We start from the raw sequence: 17,249 nt of genomic DNA, 5'->3' as shown, positions 1-17,249 counted from the left end.
CGCCGTCTTCCGTCGCTACCAGACGCGAAAATTTTCGATAGCCTCCGCCAGCGACCGCCGCGCGCGAAAGCCGTCAGCAGAGACCGTTTTCTAGCGGTTTTCCGGGGAACGGCCGGGGGCCCTGGTCGACGCGCGGATGACGATATGCGTGCCGAGCACCTGGTGCTGGCTCTCGGGCAGTTCCTCGCGGTGCAGGGCCAGCCGCACGGCGGTGCGCCCCAGCTCCTCGTGCGGTACGTGCACGGTGGTCAGCGCCGGGTAGACGTCGATCGCCACCGGAATGTCGTCGTACCCGGCCAGCGACACGTCCTCGGGCACCCGTAGACCGCCCTCGCGCAGCGCCTGCAGCGCCCCCGCCGCCACCATGTCGGTGCCCGCGAACACCGCGCTGAACTCGGCCCCGGAGGCCAGCAGCTCCCGGGCCGCGCGATAGCCGTGGGCGCGGGTGAAGTTTCCGTCCAGGATCAGGGCCGGGTCCGGACTCAGGCCCATCAGCTCATGGGCCCGGGTGAAGCCGCTGATGCGCTGGGTGCTCGTGGACAGGCCCGGGACCCGGGCCAGATACGCGATGCGCCGGTGCCCGGCGCTGAGCAGGTGGGTGGTCATCGCGAAGGCGCCGGCCTCGTTGTCGTAGTCCACGACGGTGGCCGGTACGCCCTCGCCCAGCGGCGGCCTGCCGACCAGCACCAGCCGCGAGCCCACCCGGTCCAGGGCGTGCGCGAAGTGGGCCATACGGTCCTGGTAGCCCTTGTCCTCCCAGGCGCCGCCGACCACGATCACCGCATCGGCCCGCTGCTCGCGCATCATCTCCACCACGGCGAGGACGCGCTGCGGATCGCCGTGCGTGGTGCACAGCATGCACAGCCGCCCCTCGGCGGACGCCTGCTCCTCCACGCCGCGCGCGATATGCGCGTAGAAGGGGCCGGTCACATCGTCCACGACGAACGCCACGGTCTTGTTGGTGGACCCACCGAGCGCGCGGGCGTGCGCGTTGACCACGTAGTCCAGTTCGCGCATCGCCTTGACCACCCTGGCCCGGGTGGCCGCGGCCACCGGATAGGTGCCGCCCATGACGCGGGAGACGGTGGACGCGGACACCCCGGCGCGCTTGGCGACGTCCCTGACCGTGGACACGTCCCTGCCCGCGGTGGACTCCGCCGCCCGCTTGCCCGCGCCGGTTGCCTCAGCTGCCTCGTTCACGTAGGCCTAATCCCCTCGGCTGCTCTTTCCAGGGCTCGGTTCTCCCCCAGCCACCGCTGGGAGGTGCCCCCCGGGCCCCGTATCACCCTGCCCACCGCGTAACCACTCACGATAGCCGAGCGGGGGCCGCCCCGGACCCGGCTCAGCGAGCGCGGGAGCTGACCTGGCGCGGGCGCAGCAGGAAACGCTGGGTCTTGCCGCTCGACGTCTTGGGCAGCTCGGTGACGAAGTGCACGCTCCGCGGGTAGGCGTGCTTGGCCAGCCGGTCCTTGACCAGCTGCTGGAGCTCGGCGGCGAGGGCGTCGGGGTCCGAAGGCGACGACGCCCCCGCGCGCAGCACCACGAATGCCTCCATCACCTCGCCGTGTTCCTCGTGGGGGACGCCGACCGCGGCCGCCTCCGCCACCGCCTCGTGTTCCAGCAGCACGCTCTCCACCTCGAACGGGCCGATGCGGTACCCGGCCATCAGGATCACATCGTCGCTGCGCCCGGAGAAGAACAGGTGGCCGTCCTCGTCCCGGGAGGCGGTGTCGCCGGAGTAGAACCAGTGTCCGTCGGGGCTGAACTTCTCGGCGGTGCGCTCCGGGGCGTCGCGGTAACCCTCGAACCACATCAGCGGGCTCTTGGTGATGTCCATCGCCACCCGGCCGGGCATACCGGGCTCGGCGACGGCGGAGTTGGTGTCCTCGCGCAGGACAGTCACGCTCCAGCCGGGCAGCGGCCGGCCCATGGAGCCGGGCTTGAGGTCGGTGCGCAGCGCGGGGTGCCAGGCGTTGGCGATGGCCATGCCCAGTTCGGTGGAGCCGTAGTGGTCGCGCACCGGGATGCCGAGTGTCCGCTCCGCCCAGCTGACCACGTCGGCCGGCAGCGGCTCACCGGCCGCGGAGGCGCAGCGCAGCCGCACGCCGTCGGGGGCGGGTGTGCCGCGCAGCTTGCGGTAGACGGTGGGGCCGGCGGCGAAGTTGGTGACGTTGAAGCGGGACAGCACCGCCCAGGTCCCCTCGGCGGAGAACAGGCTGTTGTACAGCAGGCTGCGCAGGCCGAGGGCGAGCGGGGCGATGATCGCGTAGTACAGCCCGTAGGCCCAGCCCGGGTCGGCGGCGTTCCAGAACACATCGGTGGGCCGGTGGTCGAGGCCGAACTCCTGGTACATGGCGAATCCCGCGACCGCCCGCAGCGGGATGGGCACGGCCTTGGGCGGTCCTGAGGTGCCGGAGGTGAACAGCTCCACGATGGTGGCGTCCCCGCCGAGGACGGCCGCCTCGTCCAGTGGCGGGTGTCCCGCGAGCAGCTCGGCGAACGACAGGTCGCCTTCCTCGGTGGGCCCGGTGGTGATGATCCGCCACGGCTGGTCGGTGGGGAGGTCGGGGCCCGCGGCCAGCTTGGGGCGCTGCCCGGCGTCCGTGATCACGACCTTGGTGCCGTTTCCGGTGACCCGCAGGGCGATGGCCGGGGGCGCGAACGCCGTGAACAGGGGCACCTGGACGGCGCCGATCCGCCAGATCGCGAGTGTCGCGACGAGGAGTTCGGCGGACTTGCTCATCAGGGTGGCGACCCGGTCGCCGGGGCCCACCCCGAGGGCCGCCAGGGCGCTCGCCATCCGCGCGGAGGACTCGCGGAGTTCGCCGTAGGTCATGTCGTGCCCGTTGAGGTCGGCGCCGACCACCGTGAAGGCGACGGCGTCGGCCGGGTGCCGGTCGCACAGCAGATGGGCGGTGCACGCCGCCGGATCTCCGAAGGTCTTGAGCAGGTCGGCCATGCGCTGTTCCGGGCTGGTCAAGTGGGCTCCTCGTGCATGCGGGCGAGCGGAATCCAAGTGCCAGGGGCGGTGCTGTCCCCATTGGCTTGTACACGCTATCGCGCCCGCTCGCGAGCTCGGCAACCAGTGTTCACAAGACCGTTGTCAGCCGAGTGCGGTGGTGGGGTTCTGCTCCTTGCGGAAGGTCAGCTTCCCTTCCTCCACATCGACTTCCACATGACTGTGCGGCTGGAGCTTGCCGTTGAGCAGCATCCGGGACAGCGGGTTGTCGACTTCCCGCTGGATCGTCCGGCGCAGCGGCCGGGCGCCGTACTCGGGCTGGTAGCCGTGGTGGGCCAGCCAGTCGACGGCGGCGGGGGTGAAGTCGACGGGCACGTCCTGGGCGCGCAGCCGGCGCCGGGTCTCCTCCAGGAGGACATCGGTGATCTGCCGCAGCTGTTCGTCGGCGAGCCGCCGGAAGATGACGATCTCGTCGATGCGGTTGAGGAACTCGGGCCGGAAGTGCTCGCGCAGCGGGCGCAGCACCCGCTCGCGGCGCGCGTCCTCATCGGCTTCCGCGCCACCGCCGAAGCCCATGACCGCGCCGCGCCCGGCGATCTCCTCGGAGCCGAGGTTGCTGGTCATGACGATGACGGTGTTCTTGAAGTCGATGGTGCGGCCCTGGGCGTCGGTGAGCCGTCCGTCGTCGAGCACCTGCAGAAGGATGTTGAAGACGTCGGCGTGGCCCTTTTCGACCTCGTCCAGGAGCAGCAGCGAGTACGGCTGCCGGCGCACCGCCTCGGTGAGCTGCCCGGCCTCCTCGTGGCCGACGTATCCGGGCGGGGCGCCGATCAGCCGGCTGACAGTGTGCTTCTCCTGGTATTCGCTCATGTCCAGGCGGACCATGCGGTCCTCGCTGCCGAAGAGCGCTTCGGCCAGGGCGCGGGCCAGTTCGGTCTTGCCGACGCCGGTGGGGCCGAGGAACAGGAAGCTGCCGATGGGGCGGCCGGGGTCGGCGAGGCCGGCGCGGGAGCGCAGTACGGAGTCGGCGACGGCGGAGACGGCCTCCTCCTGGCCGATCACCCGCTTGTGCAGATGCTCCTCGAGGCCGAGCAGGCGGTCCCGCTCCTCCTGGGTGAGGCTGCTGATGGGGATGCCGGTCTGCCGGGAGACGATGTCGGCGATGTCCTCGACGGTGACCTCGGCGACCCGGCTGGCCGGGTGCTGTTTGCCGGAACCCTCCTCGATGCGCCGGTTCAGCTCGCCGATCCGGTCGCGCAGCGAGGTGGCCCGCTCGTACTGCTCGGCGGCGACGGCCTGGTCCTTGTCCCGGGTGAGCTGTTCCACCTCGCGTTCCAGCGCCCGGATGTCGGTGCCCCTGGTGCTGGAGCGCAGCCGTACGCGGGCGCCGGCCTGGTCCATCAGGTCGATGGCCTTGTCGGGCAGGAAGCGGTCGGTGAGATAGCGGTCGGAGAGCTCGACGGCCGCCAGCAGCGCCTGGTCGGTGTAGCGGACCTGGTGGTGGGCCTCGTAGCGGTCGCGCAGCCCGCGCAGGATCTCCAGCGCGTCGGAGGGGGCGGGCTCGGGCACCATGATGGGCTGGAAGCGGCGGGCGAGGGCCGCGTCCTTCTCGATGTGGCGGCGGTACTCCTGGAGTGTGCTGGCGCCGATGACATGCAGTTCGCCACGGGCCAGGGCGGGCTTGAGGATGTTGCTGGCGTCCATCGGGCCGCCTTCGGAGCCGCCGGTGCCCACGACGGTGTGCAGCTCGTCGATGAAGATGATCAGTTCCTCGGAGTGGGCGCGGATCTCGTCGATGATGCCGGTCAGCCGCTCCTCGAAATCGCCTCGGTAGCGGGTGCCGGACACGACGCCCGGGAAGTCGAGCTGGAGGACGCGCCGGGCGAGCAGGATGTCGGGGACGTCGGCCTCGGCGATGCGCTGGGCCAGCCCCTCGACGACGGCGGTCTTGCCCACGCCGGCCTCGCCGATGAGGACGGGGTTGTTCTTGCCCCGGCGGGCCAGCACCTCGATGGTCTGCTCGATCTCCTCGTCGCGCCCGATCACCGGGTCGATCCGGCCCTCGCGGGCCATCTCGGTCAGGTCGCGGCCGAACTTGTCCAGGTTGGGGGTCTCCCGCCGGTTGGGTCCTGGGCGGGGTTCGGCAGCGCCGGGGGCCGCCGCGAGGCCGCCGGGCGGGCCGGGGCGTGGCTCGAACCGGGCCGCGTGCAGCAGCTGCCCGGCCGTGGAGTCGTGGTTGGCGGCGAGCGCGATCAGTACGTGCTCGGGGCCGATGTACGAGGACCCGGAGGACCGGGCGATCTCGTGGGCGTCGAGCAGCGCGCGCTTGACGGCGGGCGTGACCGCGACCGAGCCGCGCGGCGGCCCCTCCCCCGTCTGCCGGTCGATCTCGGCGACGAGGGCTTCGGGGTCGGCCCCGGCCCGGACGACCATGGTGCGGGTCGGCTCGGCGGTGAGCGCCGCGCGGAGCAGGTGTTCGGTGTCGAGGTCGGTGGATCCGCGGTCGGCGGCGTACGAGGCCGCGGAGGAGACGAGCTGCCGTGCGGGCTCGCTCATCAGGCGGCCGAAGTCGACGTGCCGGGAGCCGGGGCGCTGCCCGGCCGGTCCGACGCCGAGGAAGCGTGCGAGAAAGTCTCCGAGGGGGTCAGGACCGAATTCTTCCGATCCCTCGTACCCGCTGTTCATAGGCATCCGTCCCGGTGGCCCGGCGGAGATGCGGGCCCCGTTGTCATCGCTGCAAGGAGTCCTATTTGATCGACTTTGATTGATTTTATCCGACATCGGGGCCGCTCGCCGAGGGCTGGCGCAGATTCGTCTGCACGACGTCTTCGCCGTCCCCTCATCCTGGTGCTGGGCGCGGGCTACGCGGGGCTGATGGCCGCCCCGCGGCTGGCGCCGCACGCGCGGGTGACCCTGGTCGGCCTCCCGTACGACCGCCTGGTGTACGCGCTCGGCAGCCGCACCGTGGCCCCCGGCGAGCGCGCCTTCACCCTGGAGACCACCGCCGAACTGCACAAACGGCTGCTCGACGACCCTGGTGAGCTCGCGGTCGTCGGCGGCGGCAGCCTGTCCGCCAAAGGGCCGGATCCGCGTCGACGCCGCCCTGCCCGCCGCCTCGCACGCGGCGACCTGCCTCATCGACGAGACCCGCGGACGTCGCGGACGCGAGCCGCGGCCGATGCGCTTCCGGTTCGTGGCGCAGTGCGTGAGCCTGGGCCGCCGGGACGGGCTGATCCAGGCGGTGCGGGCGGACGACACGCCTCGTGAGCTGGTGCTCACCAGCCGGACCGCCGCCCACGTCAAGGAGGGGGTACCTCCCAGGCCCGAAGGGCCTAGGAGGAGGGTCGTCCGCTCCACGATCGCCATGATGCGGCTGGCGGCGCGCCGCCCCGACGCCGTTCCGCACATCCCGGAGATGCGCTGACCGGGCCGGGACGGGGCGCCGTCACCGCCGTCAGGGCGCCTGGGTACGCGCCGCCCTGGCGTGCCCGGCGTAGCGGCTGAGCACATCGAACCACCGCCGGGCGAGCTCGGCGACGTGGTCGTCCTCGAGGACACCCGACGGCCAGATCCACCGCGCCGCCAGCCGCGCGCCCCGCTCGCGGTCCTCGACCGCGACCGTGAGGGTAAGGGTGCGCTCCAGCGGAGCCCCGGCGTCCGCCCCGCCGCCCATCGCCGACCCCGCCTCGCCGGTGGGGGTCCAGTGGGCCGAGCGCTCGCCGACCTGGAACCGGCCCAGGTAGTTGACGGAGATCTGCGGATCGCCGAGCGCGGCCAGCTGCGGAGCGGTACGCGGGTTGAGGTAGCGCAGCAGGCCGTACCCGATGCCGTTGTCGGGCAGGGCCGCGAGCTGGGCCCCCACCCGCGCCGCGCCCTCGGTCAACGCGGCGCCGGAGGCGTCGAGTTGTTCCTCGGAGATCTCCCCCGGGTCCAGGACGAGCGGGAACTGCGCGGTGAACCATCCGACGGTGGACGACGGATCGACACCTTCGGCCAGGAATTCACGGCCGTGCGCCTGGAGGTCCACCAGCACACCGGTCCCCTCGTCGCCCCGCCAGCGCGCGTAGGCGACGGCGAACGACGCGTACAGCACATCGCGCAGGTCCACGCCCAGCGCACCGGGCACCGCGAGCAGCGTCGCCGTGTCCTCCTCCGGGAGGTCGAAGAGCGCCATCCGCGCCGAGGCCAGGGTGTCGGTCCGCGGGTCGAGCCGCCGGGCGCCCAGCGTGGGCCGCTTCGGCTCGAACATCCGCGTCCACATCTCCAGTTCCTTCTCGCGCGCGGGCTCCATGGCCTCCTCGACCAGGTGGCGCGCCCACCTGCGGTAGGAGGTCGCCGGTGCCCGCAGATCCGGCCGCCGGCCATCGGTGACCGCCTCGTACGCGCGGGCCAGGTCCGGCAGCAGGAACCGCCAGGAGACCCCGTCGACCACGAGGTGGTGCAGCAGGATCAGCAGCCGGCCGGGCCGCTCAGGACCGGGGTCCAGCCAGATGGCCTGGAGGGTGCGGCCGGACGCGGGGTCGAGCTCCGCCTGGTGGCGGAAGGACGCCTCGGCCAGCGCCGGGGGCCACTCCGCCTCGTCGGCGACCTGGATGACCTGGTGGGTGAAGCAGTCGGCCACCCGGGCCGAGCCGGGCTCCGCGATCTCCAGCGCCCGCCGCCCCTGGTCGTCCTGCTGCCGCATCCGCAGCGCGTCATGGCGGTCGACGAGCGCCTGGAGGGCGGCGATCAGATGCTCGGGGCGCGCATCCGCCGGGACGCGGACCGCCATGGAGAGGTGGTACGCGTCGATCGGCCCGTCGACGTCCCACATGCGCCTGATGATCGGCGTCGCCGGGAGCTCGCCCACTCCGTCGCCCGCGCCGCCGCCGTCCCGGTGGCGGCCCTCGCCGGCCGGCCCCCGGCGCGGCGCGCTCCGCTCGGCGATCGCGGCCAGCGCCGCGACCGTACGGCCCTCCGCCACGTCCCTGGGCCGCAGCGCCAGACCGGCGTGGCGGGCCATGTCGGCGAAGCGCATGGAGACGATGGAGTCGCCGCCCATCAGGAAGAAGTCGTCGTCCACGCCGACGCTGCCCACCCCCAGCGCCTCGCTCATCAGCGAGCACAGGGTCTCCTCCACGGGGGTACGCGGCCGGGCCGCGGTCGAGGCGGCCGTGAAGTCGGGGGCCGGGAGGGCGGCGCGGTCCAGTTTGCCGTTGACCGTCAGCGGGAGTTCGGGCATCTCCACGAACGCGGAGGGCACCATATGGACCGGCAGCCGGGCCGCCGCGAGCGCCGCCAGTTCGGCGGCCCCGGGCAGCGCGGCGCCGGGCTCGGCCAGCAGATAGGCGACCAGCGCCGGTCTGCCGGGCCGGTCCTCGCGCAGTACGACGGCCGCCCGCGCCACCTGGTCGAGGGCCGTGAGCGCGGACTCGATCTCGCCGACCTCGATCCGGAAGCCCCGCAGCTTGACCTGGCCGTCGGCCCGTCCGACGTACTCCAGCCCGCTGTCGCCGCCCTGGCGGGCCAGGTCTCCGGTGCGGTACATGCGCTCGCCGGGGGCGCCGAACGGGTCGGCCACGAACCGCTCGGCGGTCAGCGCGGGCCGCCCCGCGTAGCCGCGGGCCAGGCCGGGGCCGGCGACGTACAGCTCGCCTACGGAGCCCGGGGGCACCGGGCGCAGCAGATGGTCGAGGACATACAGCCGCAGATCGGGGATCTGCCGCCCGATGGGGCTGACCGAGCCGTCCCGCACAGCGTCGGCGCGGACCAGTTCGGTGTGGGTGACATGCACGGTCGTCTCGGTGATGCCGTACATGTTGACCAGCCGCGGCGCGGCAGCGTTGTCGTCAGGCCGCCTGGTGTACCAGTCCCCCAGGCGGGAGACGTCGAGCCGTTCGCCGCCGAACACCACATACCGCAGGGCGAGCCGCGCGCCCAGCTCCGGGCGGTCGCGGTCGGCGCCGAGGAGTTGGTAGAACGCCGACGGGGTCTGGTTGAGCACGGTGACGCCCTGCTCGACCAGCAGTTCCAGGAATTCGCCCGGGGACCGGGTGACGGTGTGCGGCACGATCACCAGCGAGCCGCCGTACAGCAGCGGACCCCAGATCTCCCACACCGAGAAGTCGAACGCGTAGGAGTGGAACAGCGTCCACACATCGTCCGCGCCGAACCCGAAGAGGTGGTCGGTGGAGGTGAACAGCCGGATGACGTTCTCGTGCGGGATCAGCACGCCCTTGGGCCGCCCGGTCGAGCCCGAGGTGTAGATGATGTAGGCGCCGTGTGCCGGGGTGAGCGGGCCGCCGCGGTCCGCGTCGGTCAGGTCGGTCGGCGCGAGGTCCCGCATGGCGCTCATGACCTGCGGCGCGTCGAGCTCCACGACCGGTACGCCGAGGCCGTCGGGCAGCGCGGCTGCGGTGTCGGTGGTGGTGACCACGCACACCGGGGCGGCGTCCGCGAGGATGAATCCGATGCGCTCGCGCGGATAGGCGGGGTCCACCGGCAGATACATCGCGCCGCTCTTGAGGACGGCCAGCAGCGCCACGACCAGTTCGGCCCGGCGGTCGACCGCCAGCGCCACCACCCGCTCCGGCCCGGCGCCGTGTCCGGTCAGCAGCCGCGCCAGGCGGTTGGCGCGGTCGTTGAGCTCCGCGTACGTCAGGGAGCGCCGGCCGTCGACCACGGCGATGTTGTGCGGGGTGGCCCGCACCTGTGCCTCGAACCGCTCCGGCAGGGTCTCCTCGCACCGTACGCGCCCGGGCGCCGGCTGCGGCGCGGCCGCGGTCAGCAGCCGCGCCACCGGGGTCTCGGCCGCCCCGGGCGCGCCGGACGTCCCGGTGAGCAGGTGTTCCAGCGCGTCGGCGGCGGCCGACGCCCGGCTCCGGCCGACGGTGTCCGGGCAGTAGTTGACGTGGATCCGCAGCCGTTCGCCGGGGAGCGCGACCACGCTGAGCGGGTAGTGGGTGCCGTCCTCGGGGTGCACCCCGGTGACGGTCAGGCGCTTGGAGGCGGTGCGCAGCGCGTCCGGGTCGTGGGGGTAGTTCTCGTAGACCAGGAGGGTGTCGAAGAGCCGGCCGGTGCCGATGCGGCGCTGGATGTCGGTGAGGCCGATGTGGTGGTGGTCCAGCAGCCGGGCCTGTTCGTCCTGGACGCGGGTCAGCAGCTCCGGGAACGTCTCGTCCGGGCGCAGCCGGACCCGGGCGGGCACAGTGTTGATGAACAGCCCGACCATGGTGTCGATGCCGTCGATCTCGGGCGGGCGGCCGGAGACGGTGACGCCGAAGACCACGTCGTCGCGGCCGGTCAGCCAGCCGAGCACGATCGCCCAGGCGCCCTGCACCACCGTGTTCAGCGTCAGGCCGTGGCGGCGGGCGTACGCGGTGAGCGTGGCGGTCTGCTCGGCCGTCAGCTCCAGGACGTGCCGCCGGGTGGCGGCCGTCGCGGGGGTGTCCGGGCTCGCGGCGAGGGTGGCTCCGGCCACCCCGGACAGGGCGGTGTGCCAGGCGTCGAGCCCCGCCTGAGTGTTCTGCCCCTTCAGCCAGGACAGATAGGCGGAGTACGGGCGGGGCGCGGGCAGCGCGGCGGGGTCATCGGGGTCGTTGCCCGCGTCGTACAGCGCGAGCAGTTCGCGCGACAGCAGCGCCATCGACCAGCCGTCGAGCAGCAGATGGTGGCTGGTGAGGATCATCCGGTAGCTGTCCGCTCCGAGCCGCAGCAGCATGCAGCGGGCCAGCGGGGCGGTGTCCACGGGGAGGCGCCGCCCGCTGTCCGCGTCCAGCAGCCGGGCCTGTTCAGCCTCGCGCGCGGGTCCGTCCAGCCGCGACAGGTCGTGTTCCCGCCACTCCGGGGCCACCTGGGCGGCGATCACCTGCACCGGTTCGGCGAGCCCTTCCTGTACGAAGCACGCGCGCAGCCCGGGATGGCGGGCGAACAGCCCCTCGATGGCGGTGCGCAGCCGCGCCGGGTCGACGTCACCCGCCAGGTCCAGGCCGAACCGCACCACGTAGTCGTCGTGGGCGGTGTCGTCGTACACGGCGTGGAAGAGCAGACCCTGCTGAAGGCTGGACACCGGCCAGATGTCGGCCAGGTCCGGCACGGTCCGCTCCAGCCGCTCCACCTCGGCCATGGAGAGCGAGACCAGGGGGAAGTCGGAGGGGGTGTGGCCGCGGTGTGCGGTGTGCGCGAGGTTTCCGATGGCCCGTGCGTGTTCCACCAGGCCGGTGAGCGCGGCGAACCACGCGTCGGCGAGCTCTTGTACGGCCGGCTCGTCGAGCAGTTCACCCGCCCAGATCCACACCGCCGTGAGCCGCGGGCCGTCCTCCCGGTCCTCGGTGTGCGCGTTGAGGGCCAGGGTGTGCGGCAGCGGCATAGCGGGCGGGAAGCCGCCGCGCAGCGCTCCGAAGTCGGGGTCCGGGTCGGGCAGCCAGTCGGCGCCGTCGGACACGGTGAACCGGCCGAGGTAGTTGAAGCCGATCTGCGGGCCTGGGTGTCCGGCGAGCCGGTGTGCCGCGTCGGGGTTGAGATGGCGCAGCATGCCGTAGCCGATGCCGTGGTCCGGCAGCGCCGCGAGCTGTTCCTTGACCGTCTTGACGGCGGTGCCGAGCGCCGCGGAACCGGCCGTCACCTCGGCCCAGTCGAGTGTTCCAGGGGCGAGCCGGGCGGGGAACATGCTGGTGAACCAGCCGACGGTCTGGCTGAGGTCGACGCCGTCGACGAGGTGTTCCCGGCCGTGTCCTTCGAGTTCCAGCAGCACATCGTCCGTGTCGCCGATACCGCGACGCCGCCGCCACTCGACCACGGCGAGGCTGAGCGCGGTCAGCAGGACGTCGTTGATCCCGGTGTGGTAGCGCTCGGGTACGGAGGTCAGCAGGGCGGCGGTGGCGTCGGCCGGCAGGGAGAGCGACAGCATCCGGGCGCTGGTGGCGGTGTCCCGGGCGGGGTCCAGCGGGCGGGGGCCGAGGAGCGGGTCCGCGCCGTCGAGGATGTTCTCCCACAGCGGGAGCTCGGCCGTCCGGACCTCGTGGTGTGCGCTCTCGGTCAGCAGCCGGGACCAGCGCCGCAGCGAGGTCACCGGGCCGGGGGTCGCGAGGGGCCGGTCCTCAGCGGCCGCGGCCCAGGCGTCGGCGAGGTCGCGCAGCAGTACGCGCCAGGAGACCCCGTCGACCGCGAGGTGGTGGATCAGCACCAGCAGCCGGCCGGGCCGGTCGGGGCCCGCGTCGAACCACACGACCCGCAGCAACGCCCCTTTCTCCGGGGCGAGTTGGCCGCGAGCTGCCTCGGAGGCCGCCTCGACGGCCCGGCGCCATCGCGCCGTGTCGTCAGGGTTCACATCCTGCATGGGCACCCGGGTCAGGCACTCATGGCCGCGGACGGCGCCGCGCGGGGCGATCTCCAGCGCGCCGCCCTCCCCCGCGCCCAGCCGGAGGCGCAGCGCGGCATGGCGGTCGAGCAGGGTGTCGAGCGCGCCGGCCAGGTGGTCGTGGCGCAGGTCGCCGGGCACCCGCACCAGCATCGACTGGTGGAACTCCTTGACGGCGTCCGGCCCCAGGCCCGTCAGCCAGCGGATGATCGGGGTCGGGGAGAGCTCGCCGCTGTCGTCGGTGGTGTGACGGCCTTCGCCATGGGGGGTGCCGCCGTCGGAGGTGTCCGCCGCGGAGCGGGCGGCCCGTGCCAGCGCGGCCACCGAGCGGTGTTCGAACACCTCGCGCGGGGAGATGGCGAGCCCGGCGGCGCGGGCGCGGCTGACCAGGGTGAGGGAGAGGATGCTGTCGCCGCCGAGGGCGAAGAAGCTCTCGTCGACGCCGACGTGGTCAAGGCCGAGGATGTCGGTGAAGAGCTCGTGGAACAGCTCTTCCCGGTCGGTCCGCGGGGCCCGGTGTGCGGTGTCCTCGGCCGGTTGGGGCTTCGGGAGCGCGGCCCGGTCGAGTTTGCCGTTGGGGCTCAGCGGCAGCTGGTCCACCAGGACGATCTGCGCGGGCACCATGAAGTCCGGCAGCCCGCTCTTGGCGCGGGCCATGAGCTCGGCCGGGAGCGCGGCGGCCGTGGCGTGGCCGGTGTCCGGCTCGGGCAGGGCATGGGCCAGCAGCCGGGTGGCGCCGGGGCGGATCTCGTCGGCCGTCACCACGGCCCGCCGGACCGCCGGATGGCCCGCCAGCACGGCCTCGATCTCGCCGACCTCGATCCGCAGGCCCCGCACCTTGACCTGCCCGTCGGCGCGCCCCACGTACTCCAACTGCTGGTCCTCCTCGCGTCGCCGCACCAGGTCGCCGGTGCGGTACAGCCGTGACCCGGGCGGGCCGTAGGGGTTGGCGACGAACCGCTGCGCGGTCTGGCCGGGCCGGTTCAGATAGCCCCTGGCCAGCCCGGGCCCGCTCAGCCAGAGTTCGCCGACCGTGCCGACGGGGACCGGGCGCAGGGCGGTGTCGAGTACATACGCGGCCGTGTTGGCGGCGGAGCTGCCGATCGGGGGTGTGCCCTCGCCGCCGAGTGGGCCGCTCATGGCCGCGCAGATGGTGGCCTCGGTCGGGCCGTAGCCGTTGAGCAGGACGGTGTCGGCGGCCCAGTCGGCCGCCAGCGCCGGCGGCAGCGCCTCGCCCACCGACATCAGCCTGAGCCCGGCCGGGAGGGTGCCGCGGTCCAGACTCGCCAGCACGGCGGGCGGCAGCACGGCGTGTGTGACGCCGATGCCGGTGATCAGCTCCGGCAGTTCGGGGCCCGCAGGCGGCGTTCCGTCGGCGCCGATGACCAGGCAGCCGCCGGACAGCAGCGCCGCGGTCAGCTCCCAGACCGCGGAGTCGAAGCTCGGCGAGGCGAACTGCAGGACCCGGGAGCGGGGCCCGACGCCGAACCGGGTGCGCTGGGTGTGCACCAGGCTCGGCAGGCCCGCATGGGTCACCACGACCCCCTTGGGCGTACCGGTGGACCCGGACGTATAGACCACATACGCGGGGTGGCGCGGGTCGAGCGGCGCGTGCCGCTCCTCGTCCCGTACGTCCGCGGGGTCGCGGCCGGCCAGGTCGCGGACGGTCTCGGGGGCGTCCAGGAGCAGCCGGTCGCCAGACAGGTGTCCGACGGTCCGCGCATGGGCCGTGGTCGTCAGCGTCAGCGCGGGCCGGGCGTCGGAGAGCATGAACTCGACGCGCGCGGGCGGATAGTGGGGGTCGACCGGCAGAAAGGCGCCGCCCGCCTTCCAGACGGCCAGGACGGCGACGACGAACTCGACGGACCGCTGGAGCGCGAGCGCGACCGGTGTCTCGGGGCCGACGCCGCGCTCGATGAGCGCCCGCGCCAGCCGGTTGGCCCGTGTGTTGAGTTCGGCGTACGAGAGCTCGGCGGAGCCGGAGAGCACGGCGGGATGGTCGGGGTGGAGCCGGGCCTGCCGCTCGTAGAGCTCGTCCGCCGTGGCGTCGGGCACCACCACGGCCGCCTCGGTGGCCTTGCGCAGCAGCGAGCCCCGTTCGCGGTCGGAGAGCAGGGGGACCTCGGCGAGCGGCATGCCGCTGCCGCCGTCCGCGACGGTCCTCAGCAGCCGGGAGATCCGCGCGCCGTGGCCGCGCGCCTCGGCGCCGCCCCATACGGCGGCGTTGGCGTCCAGGTCGACCGAGAGGCCCCGGCCGTCCAGGTGGTCGGTGAAGGCGAGCGCGAGGTCCTCGACGGGGCCGGTGGACAGGTTGTGCGCGACGGCGGGGTGCGGGCCGAACAGCAGGTCGTAGTCGAACGACATGATGTTGACGATCATCGAGTACAGCCGGGCGGGCTGGTCGTCCTGCGAGACCAGGCGCGCCATGTCGGCCGCGCGGTAGCGCTGGTGGGCCAGGGCTGAGCGCATCGCCTTCTGGGCGGCGCGCGCCAGTTCCTCGACGGTCATGTCCGGGCGCGGGGACAGCCGGACGGGCAGGACGTTGGACAGGACGGCGGGGGTGGTCCTGGCGGCCGGGGTGGTGCGGGCCGCGACGACGAGCCCCAGCACCACTTCCGGCTCCCCGGTCATCCGGTGCAGATACAGCGCGGCCAGGGCGAAGAGCATCGCGGAGCGATGGATTCTGGCCCGCTCGCAGACGCGGTCCAGGGCGAGCAGGTCCTGGGGCGACAGACGGTCCGAGGCCCGGGTGAAACCGGAGGCGGGTGCGTGCCGACGGGTCAGGGAAACGGGTTCCGGAAGGTCGCGCAATTTCTCGAGCCAGTAATCACGGTCCCGGACGAACGCTTCCGAAGCGCGGTATTCCGCTTCCTCGGCCAGCAGGCGGCCGAAATCACCGAAGGGGCTCGGCGGTATTTCCTCGCCCGCGTCCAGCGCCGAGTAGACCCCCGCCACTCGGTGCGCGATAAGCGGTCCACTGAATCCGTCGACGAGAATGTGGTGGTATCGGCTGCACCAGTAATAGAGATCGTCCGCCAACTGGATCACCGCGTAGGCGACCAGCTCACCGTCCGGCAGCGGAACCGGCCTGGTCAAGAATTCCGCCATCCATCGCTCGGCGGCGGCGCGCGGGTCGGCTTCGGCCGTCAGATCGACGCGAACGAGGGGGAAGTCGTCGCGTCCCTTGACCGCCCAGCGCGGACCGGCCTCGTCCGCGATGAACCGCACCGCGAGCGCCGCGCATTCGGCGAAGGCGTGGCGCAGGGCGGCCTCGAATAAATCGAAACGGAGCCGGCCGCGTATCTCGATATATTCGCCGATGTTGTAGGCGACGCTGTCCGGGCGCAGGGAGTGGGCGATCCAGAATTCGCGCTGGGCGGCAAGCGGAATCCCCGGGGCGGGGCCATTGGCGGGCATGAGGGGTCTGGCCTCCTCGATAAGTAGGCTGCCGATTTCCGGTGTGGTTTCCCGAGTGTAGGGCCGTAATGCGGCCGAATGGCCTGGCAGTTCGCTGCAATGGCAACTGTCGGCCTTAACGAACTGCCGCGAACCGCGCACCCGGCTCCGCACCCGGCTCCGCGCCCCGCCCCCGCCCCGGCGACACGCCCCTGCGACACGCCGACGACACGCCGCGGCACTCGACCCGACGGCGTAGCGGTGTGGGCCCATCGGGTGCGTTTCGTCGGCCGTTCCGGTGAAGCCCGGCGCTGTCGCGACTCAGGCGGACTCCCACACGCACATAAATACGACTATCCACCTATTTGGCCCATGTGAGCGTGAGGTGAGCCTGTTGTCTCTCGAGCCCCGTCAACGGACCGCGCTCGTGGTCGCCGCGCTGTTCGGCGCGGCGACCGCGTGCACCGCCGGCATACCCGCCACCCCCGAATCGGGGGAGAAGTCCTCCCGGACCGCGGCCGCGGCGAAGCCCGGGCCCACCAAGGGGTTCACCCTGGTGGCCACCGGTGACCTGCTGATCCATGACTCGGTGATCCGCCAGGCGCGCACGGACGCGGGCGGCAACGGCTACAACTTCGGGCCCATGCTCGCCGGGGCCGAGCCCGTGGTCTCCGGGGCCGACCTGGCGATATGCCATATGGAGACGGTCTACGGCGCCGCGGGCGGGCCGTTCACCGGCTACCCGACCTTCAAAAGCCCGCCGGAGGTCGCCGAGGCCGCCAAGGAACTCGGCTACGACTCCTGCTCCACCGCCTCCAACCACACGCTGGACGCCGGCGCGGAAGGCGTGACCCGCACCCTCGACGCGATGGACCGCGCCGGGCTGCGACACGCCGGATCGGCCCGCTCCGCCGAGGAGCACGCGATGCCGACCCTCATGAAGGCCGGTGACGCCACGGTCGCCCAGCTCGCCTACAGCTACGGCACCAACGGCATCCCCGTACCCAAGGGCCAGCCGTGGCTGGTCAACCTCATCGACCCGGCGCAGATCGTCAAGGACGCCCGGGCCGCGCGCCGGGCGGGGGCCGACGTGGTCGTGGTGAGCCTGCACTGGGGCACCGAGTGGCAGGAAGCGCCGGATCAGCTCCAGCTCTCGGTCGCCAAGAAGCTCACCGCCTCGATGGACGGCGGGCGCCACGACATCGATCTCATCCTCGGCACCCACGCCCACATACCCCAGGCGTACGAGAAAATGAACGACACCTGGGTCGTCTACGGCATGGGCGACCAGGTCGCGGGCGTCATGAACGACCCGCGCGGCCAGATGGGCTCGGCCGCCCGCTTCACCTTCGCCCCGCCCGCCACCACGGACAAGCCATGGACCGTGAAGAAGGCGGAGTTCATCCCCCACGGCGTGGACAACGACCCGATCAGGGTGGTCAACCTCCCGCGCGTCGGCGGGCACACCGAGGCCCTGGACACCATCCGCCGCGCCGTACTCAGCAGAGGCGCGGCGCGTGACGGGCTCACCATGGGCCGCTGACACCCGCCCCGGCC

The 17,249-nt window shown here is 72.8% G+C and carries 6 protein-coding genes; 2 read left to right on the top strand and 4 right to left on the bottom strand.

The features are described 5' to 3' along the window. Window positions 1–90 precede the first annotated feature (90 nt). The 3 genes from ACFV2X_RS29005 to ACFV2X_RS28995 form a co-directional block, all read right to left on the bottom strand. Window positions 91–1,134: a LacI family DNA-binding transcriptional regulator gene (locus ACFV2X_RS29005; RefSeq protein ID WP_385621956.1), complete on the bottom strand. Its 1,044-nt coding sequence runs from the start codon at window positions 1,132–1,134 to the stop codon at window positions 91–93. Between the two features lie 208 nt (window positions 1,135–1,342). Further along, on the bottom strand, window positions 1,343–2,980 hold the full coding sequence (locus ACFV2X_RS29000; protein ID WP_385621863.1) for an AMP-binding protein: 1,638 nt from the start codon (window positions 2,978–2,980) through the stop codon (window positions 1,343–1,345). A gap of 123 nt (window positions 2,981–3,103) precedes the next feature. Further along, window positions 3,104–5,644 carry an ATP-dependent Clp protease ATP-binding subunit gene (locus ACFV2X_RS28995; RefSeq protein WP_385621860.1) on the bottom strand — a complete coding sequence of 847 codons (2,541 nt, stop codon included), beginning with the start codon at window positions 5,642–5,644 and terminating at the stop codon, window positions 3,104–3,106. A gap of 352 nt (window positions 5,645–5,996) precedes the next feature. On the opposite strand from ACFV2X_RS28995, the gene ACFV2X_RS28990 reads away from it, so the two are divergent. After that, the gene (locus tag ACFV2X_RS28990) at window positions 5,997–6,383 is read left to right on the top strand and encodes a hypothetical protein (RefSeq protein ID WP_385621858.1); all 387 of its coding nucleotides are present in this window, start codon (window positions 5,997–5,999) and stop codon (window positions 6,381–6,383) included. 30 nt (window positions 6,384–6,413) lie between these two features. On the opposite strand, the gene ACFV2X_RS28985 is transcribed toward ACFV2X_RS28990, so the two are convergent. Further along, entirely contained in the window at window positions 6,414–15,713 is a 9,300-nt protein-coding gene (locus ACFV2X_RS28985; protein WP_385621855.1) for an amino acid adenylation domain-containing protein, read from the bottom strand. Between the two features lie 373 nt (window positions 15,714–16,086). Here ACFV2X_RS28985 and ACFV2X_RS28980 point away from each other — a divergent pair, with 373 nt between their 5' ends. After that, the gene (locus ACFV2X_RS28980; protein WP_385621852.1) at window positions 16,087–17,235 is read left to right on the top strand and encodes a CapA family protein; all 1,149 of its coding nucleotides are present in this window, start codon (window positions 16,087–16,089) and stop codon (window positions 17,233–17,235) included. The last annotated feature ends 14 nt before the right edge of the window (window positions 17,236–17,249 follow it).

Source organism: Streptomyces sp. NPDC059679 (genome assembly GCF_042734105.1).
In the GTDB taxonomy this organism is placed as follows: Bacteria; Actinomycetota; Actinomycetes; order Streptomycetales; family Streptomycetaceae; genus Streptomyces.
Note: the sequence above shows the minus strand (reverse complement) of the source record. Positions and strands in the feature narration are given on the sequence as shown.

What these genes read in the sequence shown, in the direction of transcription:
- ACFV2X_RS28985 (WP_385621855.1), bottom strand. Translation starts at nt 15,713, where the DNA reads ATGCCCGCCAATGGCCCCGCCCCGGGGATTCCGCTTGCCGCCCAGCGC.
- ACFV2X_RS28995 (WP_385621860.1), bottom strand. Translation starts at nt 5,644, where the DNA reads ATGAACAGCGGGTACGAGGGATCGGAAGAATTCGGTCCTGACCCCCTC.